17 protein-coding genes are annotated in these 19078 nt (G+C 73.0%); 9 read left to right on the top strand and 8 right to left on the bottom strand.

Going from position 1 to position 19078, the window contains the following annotated elements; genetic code table 11:
- From ACFWOG_RS04235 to ACFWOG_RS04225, 3 genes are all read right to left on the bottom strand, one after another.
- The coding region (locus ACFWOG_RS04235; protein ID WP_380354576.1) for a class I SAM-dependent methyltransferase at positions 1-647 on the bottom strand (647 nt) is incomplete at its 3' end.
- A 29-nt stretch (positions 648-676) separates the two neighbouring features.
- On the bottom strand, positions 677-1642 hold the full coding sequence (locus ACFWOG_RS04230) for an NAD(P)/FAD-dependent oxidoreductase (protein WP_380354583.1): 966 nt from the start codon (positions 1640-1642) through the stop codon (positions 677-679).
- 268 nt (positions 1643-1910) lie between these two features.
- Positions 1911-2900, bottom strand: coding sequence for a hypothetical protein (locus ACFWOG_RS04225; protein ID WP_380354573.1), 990 nt, complete (start codon positions 2898-2900; stop codon positions 1911-1913).
- Between the two features lie 303 nt (positions 2901-3203).
- Between ACFWOG_RS04225 and ACFWOG_RS04220 the strand changes: the two genes are divergently transcribed.
- Positions 3204-4262: an aldo/keto reductase gene (locus ACFWOG_RS04220; RefSeq protein WP_380354570.1), complete on the top strand. Its 1059-nt coding sequence runs from the start codon at positions 3204-3206 to the stop codon at positions 4260-4262.
- 55 nt (positions 4263-4317) lie between these two features.
- On the opposite strand, the gene ACFWOG_RS04215 is transcribed toward ACFWOG_RS04220, so the two are convergent.
- Positions 4318-5214 carry an NAD(P)-dependent oxidoreductase gene (locus ACFWOG_RS04215; RefSeq protein WP_380354567.1) on the bottom strand — a complete coding sequence of 299 codons (897 nt, stop codon included), beginning with the start codon at positions 5212-5214 and terminating at the stop codon, positions 4318-4320.
- Positions 5215-5312: 98 nt separating this feature from the next.
- Here ACFWOG_RS04215 and ACFWOG_RS04210 point away from each other — a divergent pair, with 98 nt between their 5' ends.
- A complete protein-coding gene (locus ACFWOG_RS04210) occupies positions 5313-5678 on the top strand; it encodes a helix-turn-helix domain-containing protein (RefSeq protein ID WP_329949739.1) in 366 nt (121 codons plus the stop codon).
- 131 nt (positions 5679-5809) lie between these two features.
- On the opposite strand, the gene ACFWOG_RS04205 is transcribed toward ACFWOG_RS04210, so the two are convergent.
- Entirely contained in the window at positions 5810-6232 is a 423-nt protein-coding gene (locus tag ACFWOG_RS04205) for a DUF350 domain-containing protein (RefSeq protein ID WP_329884643.1), read from the bottom strand.
- A gap of 161 nt (positions 6233-6393) precedes the next feature.
- Between ACFWOG_RS04205 and ACFWOG_RS04200 the strand changes: the two genes are divergently transcribed.
- The 5 genes from ACFWOG_RS04200 (at position 6394) to ACFWOG_RS04180 (ending at position 12577) form a co-directional block, all read left to right on the top strand.
- Positions 6394-6825 carry a hypothetical protein gene (locus ACFWOG_RS04200; RefSeq protein WP_380354563.1) on the top strand — a complete coding sequence of 144 codons (432 nt, stop codon included), beginning with the start codon at positions 6394-6396 and terminating at the stop codon, positions 6823-6825.
- A 6-nt stretch (positions 6826-6831) separates the two neighbouring features.
- A complete protein-coding gene (locus ACFWOG_RS04195; RefSeq protein WP_329884647.1) occupies positions 6832-8061 on the top strand; it encodes a glutathionylspermidine synthase family protein in 1230 nt (409 codons plus the stop codon).
- Between the two features lie 221 nt (positions 8062-8282).
- Positions 8283-9443: an acyltransferase gene (locus ACFWOG_RS04190; protein WP_329884649.1), complete on the top strand. Its 1161-nt coding sequence runs from the start codon at positions 8283-8285 to the stop codon at positions 9441-9443.
- Positions 9444-9873: 430 nt separating this feature from the next.
- Positions 9874-10716: a Fic family protein gene (locus tag ACFWOG_RS04185; RefSeq protein WP_380354558.1), complete on the top strand. Its 843-nt coding sequence runs from the start codon at positions 9874-9876 to the stop codon at positions 10714-10716.
- Between the two features lie 46 nt (positions 10717-10762).
- The gene (locus ACFWOG_RS04180) at positions 10763-12577 is read left to right on the top strand and encodes an NHL domain-containing thioredoxin family protein (protein ID WP_329949735.1); all 1815 of its coding nucleotides are present in this window, start codon (positions 10763-10765) and stop codon (positions 12575-12577) included.
- 125 nt (positions 12578-12702) lie between these two features.
- Here the strand turns inward: ACFWOG_RS04180 and ACFWOG_RS04175 are convergent, their stop codons facing one another.
- Together ACFWOG_RS04175 and ACFWOG_RS04170 are read right to left on the bottom strand one after the other, a co-directional pair.
- The gene (locus tag ACFWOG_RS04175; protein ID WP_329884665.1) at positions 12703-14016 is read right to left on the bottom strand and encodes a M18 family aminopeptidase; all 1314 of its coding nucleotides are present in this window, start codon (positions 14014-14016) and stop codon (positions 12703-12705) included.
- 336 nt (positions 14017-14352) lie between these two features.
- Positions 14353-16182 (bottom strand): acyl-CoA dehydrogenase, encoded by a 1830-nt coding sequence (locus ACFWOG_RS04170; protein ID WP_380354555.1) that lies wholly within the window; start codon positions 16180-16182, stop codon positions 14353-14355.
- A 227-nt stretch (positions 16183-16409) separates the two neighbouring features.
- Here ACFWOG_RS04170 and ACFWOG_RS04165 point away from each other — a divergent pair, with 227 nt between their 5' ends.
- Both ACFWOG_RS04165 and ACFWOG_RS04160 read left to right on the top strand, forming a co-directional pair.
- Positions 16410-16910 carry an SseB family protein gene (locus ACFWOG_RS04165; protein WP_380354552.1) on the top strand — a complete coding sequence of 167 codons (501 nt, stop codon included), beginning with the start codon at positions 16410-16412 and terminating at the stop codon, positions 16908-16910.
- Positions 16911-17033: 123 nt separating this feature from the next.
- Positions 17034-17978 carry a pirin family protein gene (locus ACFWOG_RS04160; protein ID WP_380354551.1) on the top strand — a complete coding sequence of 315 codons (945 nt, stop codon included), beginning with the start codon at positions 17034-17036 and terminating at the stop codon, positions 17976-17978.
- Positions 17979-18101: 123 nt separating this feature from the next.
- Here ACFWOG_RS04160 and ACFWOG_RS04155 read toward each other — a convergent pair whose 3' ends face one another.
- Entirely contained in the window at positions 18102-18923 is an 822-nt protein-coding gene (locus ACFWOG_RS04155; RefSeq protein WP_329949701.1) for an integrase, read from the bottom strand.
- Between the last annotated feature and the right edge of the window lie 155 nt (positions 18924-19078).

The raw sequence follows: 19078 nt of genomic DNA, 5'->3' as shown, positions 1-19078 counted from the left end.
CTGAAGGTGTCCTCGTGGGCGGCGTCCAGCCGGGCCTGGAGGCCCGGGCGGCCGAGCCCGAGGTCGCGGGGGAGGAAGCGCGCGGGCAGACCGCGTTCGACCACGGCCAGCAGACCGCCCGGGCGCAGTGCCCCGGCCAGGGCGGTCAACGCGGCCTGCTGGTCGCCCAGGTGGTGGATCGCGTTGGCGGACCAGATCAGGTCGGCGGCGTCCAGGGCGGTGAAGTCGTCGGGCAGGTCGGCCTGTTGGGTGGTGATCCGACCGTCCGAGCGGGCCCGGGCGCGGTCCAGCAGGGCGGCGGACTGGTCGACGGCGACCACCTCGGCGGACGGGAAGGCGTCTGCGAGCAGGCCGGCGATCACCCCGGGGCCGCTGCCGACGTCGAGCACCCGGTCGACCGCGACACCGTCCAGCAGCCCGCGGAGCCAGTGCGCGGCCTCGGTGACGGCGGGGGCCCGGAGTTCGGCCTCGCGCTCCAGGTGGGCGGCGAGGGCGTCCCAGTCGAAGTCCGTTCCGGGGCCCTGGTGGTGGCCGTGGCCGTGGCCGTGGCCGTGGGTGGGAGTGGGAGTGGGGGTGTCGGCGGGACCGTGGACCCGGCCGTTCCCTTCCCGGTGCCCGGGGTCCTGGTGGGAGTGGTCGTGCGGCATGGCGTACTCCGTTCCGTCGGTGGTCGGCTTCACTGCGGTACAGCGGCGATGGCGGTGGTCGGGACCGGGACGGCGGCGAGTGCCCGCTCGACGTCCTCGTCCACCAGGTCGTGGTTGATCGCGAACGCGGCTGCCGCCCCCGCCCCGGCGGCGGTCACCACCTGGGCCCGCGGGTCGGCGACGTTGCCCACCGCCCAGACGCCCGGCACGCCGGTGCGGCCCGCGGCGTCGGTGGTCACCCAGCCCTGGGCGTCCCGCTCGCAGCCGAGGTCCGACAGCAGCGCGTCCCGGGGCACCATCTGCGGGAAGAGGAAGACCGCCTCGCGGGGCACCGCCCGGCCGTCGGCGAGTTCGACGCCGCGCAGCCGGTCGTCCTCGACGACCACCCGCGCGACCGGACCCTCGACGACGCGCACGCCCCGGGCGTCGAGCCGGGCCCGGTCGGCGTCGGAGAGCTCCACGGCCTGCGGGAAGAACACCACGTCGGCCGACCACTGCCGGACGAGCAGCGCCTGGTGCACCGAGCCCGGGTGGGTGCCCAGGACGCCGAGCGGCCGGTCACGGACCTCGTAGCCGTGGCAGTACGGGCAGTGCAGCACGTCGCGGCCCCACCGCTCGGCCAGGCCGGGCAGATCCGGCAGTCCGTCGCGCAGGCCGGTGGCGACGACCACCCGGCGGGCCCGCAGCACCCGGCCGCCGGCCAGGTGGACGAGGAAGCCCGCGGGCGGGGCGCCGGCGCCGTGGTGGACGCCCGGGACCGGCTCGACGCGGTCCACCCGGGCATCGAGGAGGTCGCCCCCGTACCCCTCGACCTCCTCGCGGCCGACCGCCAGCAGCGCGGCCGGGGACATCCCGTCCCGGGAGAGGAAGCCCCGCATGTGGGCGGCGGGCGCGTTGCGCGGTCGGCCGGTGTCCACCACGGCGACCCGGCGGCGCGCCCGGGTCAGCACCAGCGCGGCGTTCAGGCCGGCCGCGCCCGCGCCGACCACCACCACGTCGTAGTCCCCCGGGTCACGGCCCTCGGCACCGACGGCGTCGACTCCCTCGAAGCCCTCGAATCCCTCGAATCCCTCGAATCCCTCGAAGCCGTCCGTACGGTCGGTCCCGTCGGTCCCGTCGGCACGGTCGGTCCGGTCCCGGCGGCTCTCCGCCCCCGGACTGATCTGCTGGTCGCTCACGGCGATCACCTCCACCGCCAGGCTGCGGTGAACGGTGCCCGCCGGGCAACTTTCGTTGCCGTTTCCGCAACAGGCGCCGGGGCGCTCAGCGCGTGCGCCGCCAGTAGTCGCGGGCGGCCACCGCCAGCGCCGCCCCGTAGACCGCGAAGGCGCCGAGGCCGATCCAGCAGACCAGCAGGGCGTCACCCGCCGTCGGGAAGTCCCCGGCCCGGACCTCGACCACGCCCGCCGTGGCGAGTGCGGCGTACCCCACGCCGACCACGCCGTACGGCGCGAGCGTCCCGGCTCCCAGCAGGGCGGGGAGGAGCGGCAGGGGACGGGGCACACGACGGCCGCTCAGCAGCAGGGTCCAGCGCGGGAAGACCTGCCCCCGGGGCCGGACCAGGCCCCACAGCAGGAACACCCCGAGCGCCGCCAGCAGCGCGGTCGGGTCCAGGCCCCAGGACTCCAGGGCGAGCCAGAGCCCGGAGGCACCGTTGCGTTCGGACGCGGCCCGCATCGCGGCGCCGCTCACCCCGGCGAAGGTACCGCCGAACGCCCAGGTCAGCTTCATCACGACGTACGGGAGGAATGCCACGGTCCCGGCCCAGGCCGCCAGTTGGACCACCGGGGGCGCTGCCTGCCCAACCGCGGCAGGCCCCGACGGGACGCCCCGCGACGACGGAGCCGCCGCCCCGGCCCGCGCCGTCCCCGCGAGCAGCACCGCCCCGAGCGCCGCGAGCACGTGCTGCGCCGCACCCGGCACGCTGTCCACACCCTGGCCGAAGAGCAGCGTGACCACGTCCATCAGCAGGCTGAACGCCCCCGCCCCCGCCGATGCGCAGAGTACCCAGAGGGCCGTCCGCAGCACCGGACGCGGCCCGGACACGGCCACCGCCGCGCCGGTCACCGCCGCGGCCAGGCCGACCGCCGCCACCGCCCACCCCACCCAGCCGGCACCGAACAGCGCCGTCCCGCTCACCGCGCAGCCGACACCGAACGCCGTGTACGCGACGCCCCACCCGGCCGCGGCCCGCCCGTCGGTGACCCACCTCGCCGGCCCCCGCCGCGTCGTCCACCCGCTCGTCGTCGCCATGCCCTCACGCTCGCACCCGCCCCCCGGCCCGGACCTCCCCCGCCCGGACGAACCCGCTCCCCCCACCGGGGGAGCCCGCCACCGGGGGAGCCCGCCATCGGCGGCGCCGCCACGCTCCGCCCTGGCCGCGCCGTCCCCGACGCGCGCCCGTCCCTTGCCCTGGAGCGCGCTCCAGCCCGTAGCGTCGACACCGAGGGCGCCGGGCGGAACGGGCGGCACCGCCGTTCCCGACACACCGCCGTTCCCGAAGCACCGCCGTTCCCGAAGCACGCACCACCACCCGTCACCAGGGGGACGAGAACCATGCGCTACCGCATCCTCGGCGGCACCGGCATCGAGGTGAGCACCTACTGCCTCGGCACCATGATGTTCGGCGCGGTCGGCAACCCCGACCACGACGACTGCGCCCGGATCATCCACACCGCCCTCGACGCGGGCATCAACTTCGTCGACACCGCCGACATGTACTCCGGCGGCGAGTCCGAGGAGATCGTGGGCAAGGCCCTGCAGGCCCGGGGCGACCGCGACGACGTCGTCCTCGCCACCAAGGTGCACTTCCCGATGGGCGAGGGCCGCAACCGGGGCGGCAACTCCCGGCGGTGGATCGTCCGGGAGGTCGAGGAGAGCCTGCGCCGGCTGCGCACCGACCGGATCGACCTCTACCAGGTGCACCGGCCCGACCACCGCACCGACGTCGAGGAGACCCTCTCCGCCCTCGGCGACCTGGTCCGGGCCGGCAAGATCCGCGCCTTCGGCTGCTCGACCTTCCCCGCCGAGGAGATCGTCGAGGCCCACCACGTGTCCGAGCGGCGCGGCCTGCCCCGCTTCCGGACCGAGCAGCCGCCGTACTCGCTGCTCGCCCGGGGCGTCGAGCGGCACGTCCTGCCGACCGTGCGACGGCTCGGCATGGGCGCGCTGACCTGGTCCCCGCTCGCGTCGGGCTTCCTCACCGGCCGCTACCGCAAGGGCCGGCCGATCGACCTGAGCACCGGCCGCGCCGCCCTCACCCCGGCCCGGTTCGACCCGTCGCTCCCGGTCAACGCGGCCAAGCTGGACGCCGTCGAGGAGCTGACCGCCGTCGCGGAGGGCCTCGGCCGCACCCTGCCGGAGCTGGCCATCGCCTTCCCGCTCGCGCACCCGGCGGTCACCTCGGTGATCATCGGCCCGCGCACCCTCGGCCAGCTGGAGTCGGCCCTCAAGGGCGCCGACCTCGTGCTGGACGACGCCGCCCTCGACCGGATCGACGCCGTCGTCCCGCCCGGCACCGACCTCTACCACCCGGACGGCGTCTGGCGGCCGCCCGCCCTCACCGACCCGGCCCTCCGCCGCCGTCCGGCCACCGACCGCCCGGCGGCGGGCTGACCCGGCGCCACGCCCGCCACGCCCAGCGCGCCCGCCGCGCCGGCCGGGCCCGCCACTACCGCCGCAGCAGGTCGATCACGCCGGTGAGGTCCTCGCCGCCGTTCCGGCCGTCCTCGGCCAGTCGCCGCTGCATCAGGGCGAAGTAGGGCGTCAGCAGCTCCGGGCTGACGCCCTGCTCCTCGGCGGTGCGCAGGAAGGTCGGCACCCCGGCCACCTGCATGGCGAGGTTCGAGACGACGCCCCGGGTGTAGTCGCCGGCCTCCAGCTGCGCGGCGGTCGCCGCCACCGAACCCGTCATGGCGGTGAGCCACGACGTGAGCAGCGGCGCGAACCCGCCCGGGGCGACGGACTCGGCCCGGACCAGCGCGAAGGCGTGCGCGACGCCGGCGAACATGCCGTACATCGCGCTCAGCAGCGCCACGTCGTGCAGCGCGGCGAGCCCGGCGTCCTCGCCGACGTAGTCGGTGCCCGCCGGGGCGGCCAGGACCTCCCGGTGGTCCTCGAACAGCGCGCGCGAGCCGCTGTAGAAGACGTACGGCCCGGCCGCGGGGACGCCGATCATCGGCGGGACGGCCATGATCCCGCCGTCCAGGTACCGGGCGCCGCGGCCGGCGGCCCAGGCGGCCCGGGCCCGGGCCTCACCGGGCGTGCCGGTGACCAGGTTGACGACGTCCTTGCCCGTCAGGTCGGCGTCGGCGAGCGCCTCCTCGACCGAGGCGTCGTCGAGCAGGCAGACCACCACCAGCCGGTTGGCGGCGACCGCCGCGGCAGCGGTGGAGACCACCGCTGCGCCCCGGGCGGCGAGCGGTTCGGCGCGGGCGGCGGTGCGGTTCCAGACCGTCAGCGGGTACCCGGCGGCGAGCCAGGCGTCGGCCAGCGCGGTGCCCATCGCGCCGAGGCCGAGCAGGGTGACGGGGGTCGTCGAAACGGTGTCGGCTGCGTTCTCTGTCATGCCGGTCAGGCTCGCCCCCGGGCGCCGGAACGCTCAAGTACGCACTTCGAAGTGGGTGGTTACCCTGGGGTGAGCGAACAGGTCGGAGAGGTGGGGGCATGGCGACCGTACCGAGGCCCGGCGCGTACGTGTGCGGGATCGACGCCGCGATGGACGTGATCGGCGGCAAGTGGAAGGTCCTGATCCTCTGGGCGCTGGCCGAGCGGCCGGACTGCCGGTTCGGCGAGCTGCGCCGCCGGGTACCGGGGATCACCGAGAAGGTGCTCGCCGCCCACCTGCGCGAGCTGGAGACGGACGGTGTCGTGCACCGCGAGTCGTACGACGAGGTGCCGCCGCGGGTCGAGTACTCGCTGACGGCGGTCGGGGAACGGCTCAACGAGGCGCTGGCCCCGCTCGGTGCCTGGGGGCGCGAGCACGTCCTGGGCGCCGACCCGCACGCCGTGCCGGGCCCGCTGCCGGCCTGAGGGCACGCGCCCGGGAGCCCGGGCGTGCCCGCGCCGCCCGCGCCGCCCGCCCACTCGGGACGAACGGGCGGTCACATCGGAGGGGCGGCCGTCAGGACCGGCGCACGGACGGGCAAGCAGGCAGGCGGACGTCAGGCGATCGAGGCCGACACGATCGCCGCCACCGCGAGGTTGCAGCTGGCGGTCACCCAGACCGCCGGGTGCGGCTCCGGGTCGACCAGGATCGCGCCGAGCTTGCCCGGCGTCAGCACGTCCACCACCCAGAACGCGACGGCCATCAGCACCAGGCCCAGCACGCCGAAGCTGATCGTCGAGGCCAGGCCCTTCCCGAAGTCCTCGTACGTGTAGAGGATCGCGGTGAAGACGATGCCGCCGATGCCGAGCAGCGCCGAGCTGAGCAGCACGGCGGCGTTGCGGTTGCGCTCCACCCAGATCTGCCGGCCGAGCTTGCCCGGCGTCAGGAGGTCCACCAGGAGGATGCCGAGGAGCAGCAGCACCACGCCGACCCCGCCGAATGCGGCAGCCGCGCCGAGACCGTTCAGGATGTCGTTCATGGATGTCCGTCCCCCGGTTGCACGTGTGTCGCTGGGCCGACCGCCGTCCGGCGCGGTCCCACGGTCAAGGATCGGCAAAAGATATCCCATCGGACCCGGCCGCGGCCGGGGAACGGGCCCCCCTCCCGTAACATCCGGCACCGCGCGTACCATCGGGCGCCATGACGCAGTCCCTGCCCGCCGCCCCCGCTCCGAGACCGGACGCACCCGCCCGGATTCCGGACGCCGGGACCCCGGACGCCGCCCCGCCCCCCGCCGTCGCGGAGCCGGCCACCACGCCCTCCGCCGTGGCGCCGGCCGGGCGCCGCCGCTCGGGCTTCGTCACCCTCGGCATGGTCGGCACGCTCGCTCTGGCCCTGTCCGGCTGCTCGTCCTCCTCCGGCAGCAACCCGCCGAGCCGCTGCGTCGACCCCGGCACCCTCAAGGTGCTGGACCGGCACGCCTGCACCGGCAGCGGCACCGCCACCGCGGGCCGCTGGTACTACTGCGGCTCCGGCTCCGCGACCGCCCTCGGCGGCACGTTCGACAAGGCCGCCACCAAGCGCGGCGGCTTCGGCTGCCCGTCGGGCTCCAGCGGTTCGGGCGGGGGCTGATCCGCCGTGCGCCGCCGCACCGTCACCCCGCGCCCGGACTGGCTGGCCACCGTGGAGAGCCAGGGCCTGATCTACGCCATGTGCTCCGACCCCTGCAACCAGGGCGGCCCGCACGCCTACTGGGACGAGTCCGCGTACTACGAGTTCTCGCTGCCCGAGGTGGAGGCGCTGGAGGAGGTCGTCGAGGAGCTGCACGAACTGTGCCTGGCCGCCGCCGACCACGTGGTCCGCACCGGCCGGTTCGCCGACTACGGCATCACCGACCCCCGGCTCGCCGCCGCGGTCGCCGAGTCCTGGCGCCGGCGCGACGAACAGCCCGCCCTCTACGGGCGGTTCGACCTCGCGTACGACGGCACCGGGCCGGCGAAGCTCTTCGAGTACAACGCCGACACCCCGACCTCGCTGATCGAGGCGGCCGGCCCGCAGTGGTTCTGGATGGAGGAGCGGTTCCCGGGCGCCGACCAGTGGAACTCGCTGCACGAGCGGCTGGTGGCCTCCTGGACCCGGCAGAAGCACCTGCTGCCACCCGGCCCGGTGCACTTCGCGCACTCGCGCGGCGACACCGAGGGCGAGGACTGGATGACGACCCTCTACCTCCAGGAGTGCGCCGAGCAGGCCGGCATCGAGACCGTCGGCATCGCCATGGAGGACATCGGCTGGGATCCTCTCTCGGGCCGCTTCGTCGATCTCGAACACCGCTTCGTCCGCGCCGCGTTCAAGCTCTACCCGTGGGAGTGGCTGGCCTCCGACGAGTTCGGCCCCCAGCTGCTGGACGTCATCGACCACGGCGGTTCCACCGGCTCCACGCTGTGGATCGAGCCGGCCTGGAAGATGCTGCTCTCCAACAAGGCGCTGCTGGCCGTGCTCTGGGAGCTGTTCCCGGGCCACCCCAACCTGCTGCCCGCCTACCTGGACGGCCCGCGCGAACTCGCCGACCCGGACGGGCCCGGTTACGCGGCCAAGCCGCTGCTCGGCCGCGAGGGCGCCGGCGTGCGGATCGTCGAACCGGGCGGCCGCGAGACCCGCCTCGCCGAGTGGGCCGGCGACCCGGACCGCTACGGCGCCGAGGGCCACTGCTACCAGCAGTTGCACCCGCTGCCCGACTTCGACGGCAACCGCCCGGTGCTCGGCACCTGGGTGGTGGACGGCGAGTCGGCGGGCCTAGGGATCCGCGAGACGGACGACAGCCCGATCACCCACCAGGGCGCCCGCTTCCTCCCGCACGTCATCGTCTAGGACGGGCCCGTCGGCGGCCCTCGGTACACGGAACCTTCACGCCCGGCACAGGATGGTCAAGAACGGGCACGGTCGGTCATGATGTCGGGTGCCCCGATCGAGCGGGCCCTCCCGGGTGCCGCGCCGACGGCACCTGCCCCGACGCGCCCCGCACCACCCCGTACGCCCCTCGTACCGCCCTCCCCGCACCGACCCTGCCCGTACCGTCCCGGAGACCCGCCATGCGCAGACTGACCCACGCCGAGTTCCTCGCCATGAGGAGGTTCGACGCACTGGACGGCCTGCGCGCGATCGCCGCCGTGATCGTGGTCTTCTTCCACTACGGCGGCCCGCAGTCGAAGTTCCTCTCCGGCTGGATCGGCGTCCACACCTTCTTCGTCCTCTCCGGCTTCCTCATCACGACCCTGATGCTGCGTGAGAAGGACCGGACCGGGCGGATCTCGCTGCGGAACTTCTACATCCGGCGAATATTCCGGATCGTGCCGCTGTACTACGTCGGGCTGCTGATCACCATGCTCGCGGTCTACCGGTCCGGGTACAGCTGGAACGTCCTGATGAACCACCTGCCGCACTTCCTCGGCTTCATGAACGAGTACCAGCTGGCCGGCGACACCCCGTACCTGCACACCTGGACCATCGGCATCGAGCAGAAGTTCTACCTGGTCTGGCCGCTCGCGCTGATCCTGGTCGGCCTGATCTCCGAGAAGCTCCGCACGCCCCTCGCCGTGGCCGCCATCGTGCTCGTCCTGATCCCGTACAACACGACCTGGGAGGGGATGGGCATCCACTACTCGGTGCTGCTCACCGGCGCCCTGCTCGCCGTCGTGCTGCACCACCGCCTGGGCTTCGCCCTGCTGAGTCCGCTCACCCACCCGGTGGTGGGCGTGGTCGCCGGGGCCGGATTCGTCGTCCTGCACCAGCACATCCCCGACATCACGGCCCACTTCGGTGACGAACGGCCCACCGTGTTCCTGTACGGCGTCGGCGTCGCGCTCCTGCTGCCCACCCTGATGGCTCCCGGCCCGGGCCGCTGGGTGCTCTCGCTGCGCCCGCTCGTCTTCGTCGGCGAACGCTCCTACGGGCTGTACCTGCTCCAGGCCACGGCCGTGCCCGTCGCCGTCACCCTGGCGCCGTGGATCTCCGGGCAGTCCCCGCTGTTCGCGACGGCCGCCTGCCTGGTCGCCCTGTTCGCCGCCGACGCGCTGCACCGCCGCGTGGAGACGCCGATGATCGAGGTCGGCCGCCGCCTGATCAAGTGGTTCGACGCCCGCGCCGCCCGCAAGGGCCCGGCCGACCCGGCCGTGGAGGCGGGTACCGGTACCGGCACCGCGCCGAAGGCCGAGCCCCGGACCGACCCGGCCCTCGCCGGCGGCCCCCGGTAGCCCCCGCCCACCCCCGTCCGCTCCACCCCCGCCCACCCCGTCCGTGGAGCGGACGGCACGGCAGAGTCGGCGCGGACGCCCTCGCCGCCTTCCGGAGCAGGACCACAGCCCTGGATTTCCGCCTCCGCCGGGATCTCTCCGCCACAGGGCCTACATGAACGGGTCAAGCCTTCGGCGGCTCCTAAAGTTGATTAGTTCAATTAGCCACTCATGGCATGTATCAACTCTGGGGAGAGCGACCTTGGCCGGACGAGGCAGGCCCAGCCGCAGTACCGTCTACAACCGACTCGCCGGCGCGCTGACCTAGCTGAACGAGCGCTTCGGCGGACTCCCCAACCCCAGAGAAGCGCGGGAGATCTGGGACGACATCTGGCACCAGGAAGCACACCACTCCACCGCGCTCGAAGGCAACACGCTGGTCCTGCGTGAAGTGCAAGCGCTCCTGGACCGAGGGCGAGCCGTCGGAGCAAAGCCGCTCAGCGAGTACAACGAGGTCCAGGGATACGCCGACGCCGCCCGCTGGGTCTACGGCCAGGCACTCGAACCCGACGCCTGGCACGATGGCCGTCTCGTGACCCTCGGCGAGATTCGCCATATCCACCACGCCGCGATGACCCCGGTCTGGAACGTCGCATCCCATCCGGAGGCGGGCGACCGCGAAGGACCCGGCAACTTCCGCGAACACGACATCGCCCCCTTCGCCGAGGGGATGACGCCGCCTCGCTGGCCGCTGGTGCCCGCGCAGGTCGAGCAGTGGGTCGCCGAGGTCTGCGCTCTCGGCCAGATGGTCGAGAAGGGTTCGGACACCGACCGCCCGCTCCCCGAGGAACTGGCCCGCATCCACAACCGGTTCGAACGGATCCATCCGTTCCTCGACGGCAACGGCCGCACCGGGCGACTGGTCATGAACCTCGTCCTCGTCCGCCTCGGGTACCCGCCGATCATCATCTTCAAGCGGCAGCGGGACGCGTACCTGACCGCGCTGCGCAGGGCGGACGCAGGAGACTGCGGCACCCTCGGCGAGCTGATCGCCAGAGCGATGGAAGACAATCTCAACCGCTTCATCGTCCCCAACGTGGCCGGCCCGGCCAGGATGGTCCCGCTCGCCGCGCTCGTCGACGAAGAGCTGTCCCTCGCCGCGCTCCGGCAGGCGGCTCAGCGCGGCCGCCTGAACGCCGCACAGGGCACCGACGGAGTCTGGCGTTCGTCACGCAAGTCCGTCGATGCCTACAAGGCCGCCAAGCATCAGCGCAGGCCCCGCTCCACGGCATGAACCCTGCTCCGGAATGCGGACACCGCCCGTGATGTTTGATTGGGGCATGGCTTCTCGTGCACGTGTCCGCGCCCCCGAACTGGTCGGCGCCGGTGGATGGCTCAACACCGGCGGCAAGGAACTCACCCTCGCCGATTTCCGGGGCAAGATCACCATCCTGGATTTCTGGACTTTCTGCTGCGTCAACTGTCTGCACGTCCTGGACGAGCTGCGCGAGCTGGAGGAGAAGCACCGCGACACCGTGGTGATCGTCGGCGTGCACTCCCCCAAGTTCGTGCACGAGGCCGACCACCGGGCCGTGGTCGACGCCGTCGCCCGGTACGAGGTGCACCACCCGGTGCTGGACGACCCGGCGCTCGTCACCTGGAAGCAGTACGCGGTGCGTGCCTGGCCCACGCTGGTGGTCATCGACCCCGAGGGGTACGTCGTCGCCCAGCACGCCGGCGAGGGGCACGCGCACGCCATCGCGCGGCTGGTCGAGGAGCTGGAGGCGGAGCATGCGGCGAAGGGGACGCTGCGGCGCGGCGACGGCCCGTACGTGGCGCCCGAGCCGACCGCCGGGGACCTCCGGTTCCCCGGCAAGGCGGTCCTGCTCCCGAACGGCCACTTCCTGGTGGCGGACTCCGGCCACCACTCGCTGGTCGAGCTGGAGGCGGACGGCGAGACCGTGGTCCGCCGGATCGGCGACGGCGTGCGCGGGCTGGTGGACGGCACCGCACCCCGGTTCAGCGAGCCGCAGGGACTGGCGCTGCTGCCGGCCGGCTCCGCGTACGACGTGATCGTGGCCGACACCGTCAACCACGCGCTGCGCGGCGTCCGGCTCTCGGACGGCGGGGTGACCACCCTGGCGGGCACCGGGAAGCAGTGGTGGCAGGGGTCCGCGACCGACGGTCCGGCCCGTGAGGTGGACCTCTCCTCGCCGTGGGACGTCGCTTGGTTCGACGGCCGGGTGTGGATCGCCATGGCCGGCGTCCACCAGCTCTGGTCGTACGACCCGGCCACCGCCACGGTGGGCGTCGCGGCGGGCACCACCAACGAGGGCCTGGTCGACGGACCGGCCGCCGAGGCCTGGTTCGCCCAGCCGTCCGGGCTGGCCGTCTCGGCGGACGGCGAGCGGCTCTGGGTCGCCGATTCGGAAACCTCGGCGCTGCGCTGGGTTTCACGTGAAACCAAGACCGTGCAATCCGCCGTCGGCACCGGCCTGTTCGACTTCGGGCACCGGGACGGCGCGGCCGGGCAGGCACTGCTCCAGCACCCGCTGGGCGTCACCGTGCTGCCGGACGGCTCGGTGGCCGTCAGCGACACCTACAACCACGCGCTGCGCCGCTTCGACCCGGCGAGCGGCGAGGTCACCACGCTCGCCACCGACCTGCGCGAGCCGTCCGGCGCCGTCCTGGTCGACGGCGACATCGTGGTGATCGAGTCGGCCCGGCACCGGCTGACCAGGCTGCGGCTGCCCGAGGAGGCCGTCCAGGTGGACGCGGTCGCGCACCGCACCCGGCGGGCCGCCACCGAGGTCGCACCGGGCGCGTTCCGGCTGGACGTGGTCTTCTCGGCGCCCACCGGCCAGAAGCTGGACGAGCGGTACGGCCCCTCCACCCGGCTGCTGGTCAGCGCGACCCCGCCCGAGCTGCTGGTCTCCGGCGCGGGCGCGGACACCGCGCTCTCCCGCGAGCTGGTCCTCTCCGACCGGGTGACCGAGGGCGTGCTGCACGTCTCGGCGATGGCGGCGTCCTGCGACGACGACCCCGCGGTCGAGTACCCGGCCTGCCACGTCCACCAGCAGGACTGGGGGGTGCCGGTGACGCTCGGCGCCGACGGCGCGCGCCGGCTGCCGCTGGTGCTGGCGGGCCTGGAGTAGGCACCGGCCCGACCGGGGCCCGAGGGGCCCGACCTGCGGAAGGGGCCCGGCGAATCCGCCGGGCCCCTTCCGTGTGCGGCGCCGTCGTGCGGCGCCGTCGCGCTGTGCCGTCGTGCTGTGGCGCGTCAGCCCTCCAGGAAGGCCTTGATCGCGCCGGCCAGCAGGTACGGGTCGTCCGCCCCGCACAGTTCGCGTGCCGAGTGCATGGAGAGCGCGGCGATGCCGCAGTCCACGGTCTGGATGCCGAGCCGGGCTGCTGTGATCGGGCCGATCGTCGTACCGCAGGGCATGGCGTTGTTGGAGACGAAGGTCTGCCACGGCACGCCGGCCTTCTCGCAGGCCGCCGCGAAGACGGCCCGGCCGACGCCGTCCGTCGCGTACCGGTTGTTGACGTTGACCTTGAGGATCGGCCCGGCGTTCGGCATCGGGTGGTGACCCGGCTCGTGCCGCTCGCTGTAGTTCGGGTGGACGGCGTGCCCCATGTCGGAGGAGAGGCAGACGGTGCCGGCCAGCGCCCGGGCACGGTCCTCCACGCCGCCGCCGCGCGCGTACACGGTGCGCTCCAGCACGTTGCCGAGCAGCGGGCTCTGCGCGCCGGTGTCCGACTCGCTGCCGGTCTCCTCGTGGTCGAACGCGGCCAGCACCGGGATGTAGGGCAGCTCGACGCCGTCCGTCTCGGCCGCGGTGGCGACGGCGGCCAGTGCCACGGCGGCGGCGTGCACCGAGAGGAGGTTGTCCAGCCGCGGACCGGCCAGCAGCTCGCGGTCCCGGCCCAGGTAGGAGGCGGGCTGGACGTCGTGCGTCATGAGGTCCCAGCCGACCACGTCGGCCGCCTCGACCCCGGCCCGCCGGGCGACGTACTCGATCAGCGAGCCCTCGTCGACCGGCCCGAGGCCCCAGATCGGGGTGAGGTGACGCTGCTTGTCCAGCTTCATGCCCTCGTTGACCTGCCGGTCCAGGTGGATCGCCAGCTGCGGCACGCGCAGCAGCGGCTCGTCCAGCTGGACCAGCCGCTTGCTGCCGTCACGCAGGGTGAGCCGGCCGGAGAGGCCGAGGTCCCGGTCGAGCCAGGTGTTGAGCGGCACTCCGCCGTAGATCTCCACCGCGACCTGGCGCCAGCCCGCCGAACCCGTGTCGGGGATCGGCTTGACCCTCAGGTTCGGCGAGTCGGTGTGGGTGCCCACGATCCGGAACGGTGTCTCCGGGCCCGCGCCGTGCGGGACGTACCAGGCGATCAGCGCGCCGCCCCGGACCACGTACCGGCCCCCGGTCGTCGCGTCCCAGGCGTCCGTTTCCAGGACCTGCCGGAAACCCGCTTTCTCCAGTCGCTCGGCAGCGCTCGCGACCGCGTGGTAGGGCGACGGCGAGGTTCCGAGAAAGGCGATCAGGTCATCGGTGTGCGTCCGGTCGAAGAAGGCCTGGCGGGCGGCGGTCGACATGCTGCTCCTGGGTCGAGGGAGGGCCGGAGCCGAAATGGGGGAACGGCTTCGCACCTTGAGCATATGCCCGTACACGGACATGACACTCGGAGCAGCCCAACGGATGCAGAACGCTGACGCAACCGTGAACTGACGGCCGGACGGAAGTCCGGACCCGGCGGGTCCGGCCGCCGCAGGGGAGTTGACGCCCGCCCCGATGGCTCGGCGTCAGGCTACCGTCCGCCTCCGCGCACGCCCCGCCGGGGCCGCCCCGCCGGAACCGGGTACGCCGAAGGGCCCGGGGTGCACCGGGCCCTTCGGCGTGAGGGTGGGGTCAGGCGGTCAGTGCGGGCGGCGTCAGAACGCCTCCTCCGGGAGGTCCATGATCTCGTTGTCGATGCCCTCGGCGATCAGGCGCTGCGGGGTGACGGTCGGCAGGATGTTCTTCGCGAAGAAGCGGGCCCCCGCGACCTTGCCCTGGTAGAAGGCGACGTCCTTCTCCGGGGCACCGGCCTCCAGCTTGGCCAGGGCCACCGCGGCCTGGCGGAGCAGCAGCCAGCCGACCACGACGTCGCCGGAGACCATCAGCAGGCGGGTCGTGTTGAGGCCCACCTTGTACATGTTCTTGACGTCCTGCTCGACCGAGGAGAGGTCGGCGAGGAGCTTGCCGATGATGGCCTCCAGGTCGCCGGCGGCCTTGGCGAGCAGCTCGCGCTCGGTGGCCAGGGCGTCGCCGCCCTCGGCCGAGGCGAGGAACTTCTGGATCTGCTCGGACAGGGCGGTGAGCGCCTGGCCGCCGTCCTTGACGATCTTGCGGAAGAAGAAGTCCTGGCCCTGGATGGCCGTGGTGCCCTCGTAGAGGGTGTCGATCTTGGCGTCCCGGATGTACTGCTCGATCGGGTACTCCTGCAGGTAGCCGGAGCCGCCGAAGGTCTGCAGGGACTGGGCGAGCTGCTCGTAGGACTTCTCCGAGCCGTAACCCTTGACGATGGGAAGGAGCAGGTCGTTGAGGCGCTCGGCGGCCTCGTCGTGCTCGCCGCGCAGGCGGGCGGCGGCCATGTCGTCCTGGGTGGACGCGGTGAAGAGCACCAGGGCGCGCATGCCCTCGGCGTACGCCTTCTGGGTGAGCAGCGAGCGGCGCACGTCCGGGTGGTGGGTGATGGTGACGCGCGGGGCGGTCTTGTCCAGGAACTGCGAGATGTCCGCGCCCTGCACGCGCTCCTTGGCGTACTCCAGGGCGTTCAGGTAGCCGGTGGAGAGGGTGGCGATGGCCTTCGTGCCGACCATCATGCGCGCGAACTCGATGATCTTGAACATCTGGCGGATGCCGTCGACGGTCTCGCCGAGCAGCCAGCCCTTGGCCGGGTGCTTGGCGCCGAAGGTCATCTCGCAGGTGTTGGAGGCCTTGAGGCCCATCTTGTGCTCGACGTTGGTGGCGTAGACGCCGTTGCGCTCGCCGAGCTCGCCGGTCTCCCAGTCGAAGTCGAACTTCGGGACGATGAAGAGGCCCAGGCCCTTGGTGCCCGGCTTGCCGCCCTCGGGGCGGGCCAGCACCAGGTGGATGATGTTCTCGGACATGTCGTGCTCGCCCGAGGTGATGAAGCGCTTCACACCCTCGATGTGCCAGGAGCCGTCCTCCTGCTTGATCGCCTTGGTGCGGCCGGCGCCCACGTCCGAACCCGCGTCGGGCTCGGTGAGGACCATGGTGGAGCCCCAGAGGCGGTCGGTCATCCGCTTGGCGACCTCCAGCTGCTCCGGGGTGCCCTCCTCGGCGATGACGCCGGCGAAGGCCGGGCCGGAGGAGTACATCCAGATGGCCGGGTTCGAGCCGAGGATCTGCTCGGCGAACGCCCAGATCAGCGAGTTCGGCGTGACCTGGCCGCCGATCGACTCCGGGATGCCCAGGCGCCACCACTCGGCGTCCATGAAGGCCTGGTAGCTCTTCTTGAACGCGGCCGGGATCGGCGCGGTGCTGGTCTCCGGGTCGAAGACCGGCGGGTTGCGGTCGGTGTCGGTGAAGGACGCGGCGAGGTCGTTCTCGGCGAGGCGCGCGATCTCGCTCAGGATGTTCTTCGCGGTCTCGACGTCCATGTCCGCGAACGGTCCGGTGCCGTACACCTGCTCGCGGCCGAACACCTCGAAGAGGTTGAACTCCACGTCCCGCAGGTTGGACTTGTAGTGACCCATCGCCGTTTTCTCCGGTTCGTCGCTTCCGGGAGACCGCCGCGTTCGGGCGCCCCGTACCCACCAGTACGCATCATGATGCTACCCGGCGGTAACTTGTTTCAAGCCCTCACCGGGGAATCCTCGGAGGAATTCGCTATGAACGTGGTCACGTCCCACAACCCGGACCGACCACTCCTTGTCAGGATCGGCGCCCGCACGGGTGGCCGCGCTCCCGATAGCCTGTCCGTGTGTACGGCTATGACCAGAACGCATACCCGGGCGATCCCTACCAGCAGGCGGGGCCGCAGCCGGGCATGAACGGCATGCCCGGCCCCGGCCCGTACGGCGAGCAGCCGCCGGGCGCACAGCAGTCCCTCTACCCGGAACCGTCGCCGCCCTCACTCGCGGACGCCGTCCGGGCCTTCACCACCGGCTCGATGGCGGTGGAGGACTTCCAGGCCATCTTCATCACCTCCAAGGTGCACTGTCCGCGCGGCGAGCGGCCCGGCTTCCTGGCGCTGCACAACACGCCGACGCCGGTGATCCCGATGTTCAGCTCGCTGAAGGAGCTGCGCCGGTACGCCGGCAAGGACTCCAAGCACTTCACCGTCACCGGCGCCGAGGTCCTGGACCTGCTGCCGACGGGGTACGGCTTCGCACTGGACATGGAGGGCGAGCACCGGATGGTGTTCGACGCCAAGGCGGTCGAACAGATGGTCGACTTCACCATGCGCCGGATGTACGGCTAGGAGGGGCGCGCGGGAGGCCGCGGCTCCACCCCGACCCGATGGTTCAAAATTCAACTTGCCTCTTGTTGAGAATTGAACTAATCTCGTGGACGTAGGCCAGAGGAAACCCCGAAGGAGGCCGACATGCCCGCCGTGACCGTCGACAACCCGTTGATCCTCCCGCGCGTCGCCACCCCCGACCCCGCCGTCGCCCGTCCCGTCCTCTCGGTGGTCACCGCCCCCGAAGGCTACGAGGGCGAGGGCTTCCCGGTCCGCCGCGCGTTCGCGAAGGTCAATACCAAGTACCTCGACCCCTTCATCATGATGGACCAGATGGGCGAGGTGGAGTACGCCGCCGGGGAGCCGAAGGGCACCCCGTGGCACCCGCACCGCGGCTTCGAGACGGTCACCTACCTGATCGACGGCGAGTTCATCCACAAGGACTCCCACGGCGGAGGCGGCCACCTCGGCGGCGGTGACACCCAGTGGATGACGGCCGGCTCCGGCATCCTGCACATCGAGACCCCGCCCGAGTCGCTGGTGCTGTCCGGCGGCCTGTTCCACGGCATCCAGCTCTGGGTGAACCTCCCGGCGTCCGACAAGATGACCGCACCCCGGTACCAGGACATCCACGGCGGCCACGTCAAGCTGCTCTCCACCCCGGACGGCGGCGCGATCCTCCGCCTGATAGCCGGCGAGCTGGACGGCCACCGGGGCCCGGGCTCCACCCACACCCCGATCACCCTGCTGCACGCCACCGTCACCCCGGGCGCGCAGGTCACCATCCCGTGGCGGCAGGACTTCAACGCGCTCGCCTACGTGCTCAACGGCGACGGCAAGGTCGGCGCCGAGGGCCGGCCGATCCGCACCGGCCAGGCGGCGGTGTTCGGCGACGGTGAGACTCTCACCATCTCCGCCGACGCCGTGCAGGACTCCCGGCACCCCAACCTGGACGTGATCATCCTGGGCGGGCAGCCGATCCGCGAGCCGGTCGCCTGGTACGGGCCGTTCGTGATGAACAGCCACCGCGAGCTGGAGCAGGCGATGCGGGACTTCCAGTCCGGTTCGTTCGGTCACCCGACCGACTGACCCGGCCGCTGACCCGGCGCGACCCGGCCCAGCCCCGGCCGGCCCCGCACGTCGGGGACGGCCGGGGCGGGCCTGCGCCGACGCACGACGACGCCGCGGTCCCGTACCCGCTGCCGGCTCCGGCTAGAGCAGCGCGTAGAGGGCCGCGGCGTCGTCGTGCGTCTTGCCGCGCGGCCAGCGCTCGCAGGACTCGTCCGTCCGCTCCACCGCGCGGACCTGGGCGATCAGCTCGGCGGGGCCCGACTCGGCCAGCAGCCGCAGCGCGTCGCCCCAGCTCCCCAGGCCGAAACGCTCGGTGAACCGCGAGGCACCGTCGCTCAGGGCGGCCACCGCGCGCAGCGCGGCCAGCGGGACGAACCCGGTCTCGGCGTGCGCGGCCGCCTTCGGACTCGCGGCCGCGATCCACGGGCCGCGGCCCGAGTTCCGGACGGCCCGCACCGCCCGCACGTACTCCAGGTGGAGCGCGGCGCGCTCGGCCGACCCGGGCACCGTCGACCAGACCTGCCGGCGCAGCTCCTCGCCGCCGGGGAAGCGCTGGTTGTCCCCGATCACCCGCGGCGGGCCGTCCTTCGGCTCCAGCACCAGCAGCGAGTCCCCGAGCACCAGGTACTCCAGCGCGCTGCCGTGTCTCCGGGCCGCGACCACCATCGCGGCGGGCGTGTTGGGGTGGGCGAGGTCGCACCGGCCGCCGTGCAGCGCGGCCGTCTCCGCGATGGCGTCGGACAGACACTCGGCGATCGAGCGGTCCGCCCGGTCGGTGAGCCTGGCCAGCAGGTGCACCCCCAGCCTGCGGACGTACCAGGCGGTGCCGTGGCGGCACCCGGACTCCAGACCGGTCGGCGAGCTCGAACCGTCGAGCAGCACCAGCGCCTCCGACGTGGCGGCCGCGAAGTCCTCGCTCTCGCGGTCCGGCCGCCGTGCTTCCCCTGCCAGCTGTACCTGCATCCCGACAGTGTGGCGTCCGACCGGGGCGTGCGCCCAGACCCCTGCGCTTGCCACGGCGCGCCGCCCGGTGGCCGTGGGGGTAATTCGGCCATACCGTCGGATAACGAGTGGACAATTCGGCCGATCAGGGCCGGTCCGGTTTGGGATCTCCTTCG

Source organism: Kitasatospora sp. NPDC058406, assembly GCF_042722765.1.
In the GTDB taxonomy this organism is placed as follows: Bacteria; Actinomycetota; Actinomycetes; order Streptomycetales; family Streptomycetaceae; genus Kitasatospora.
Note: the sequence above shows the minus strand (reverse complement) of the source record. Positions and strands in the feature narration are given on the sequence as shown.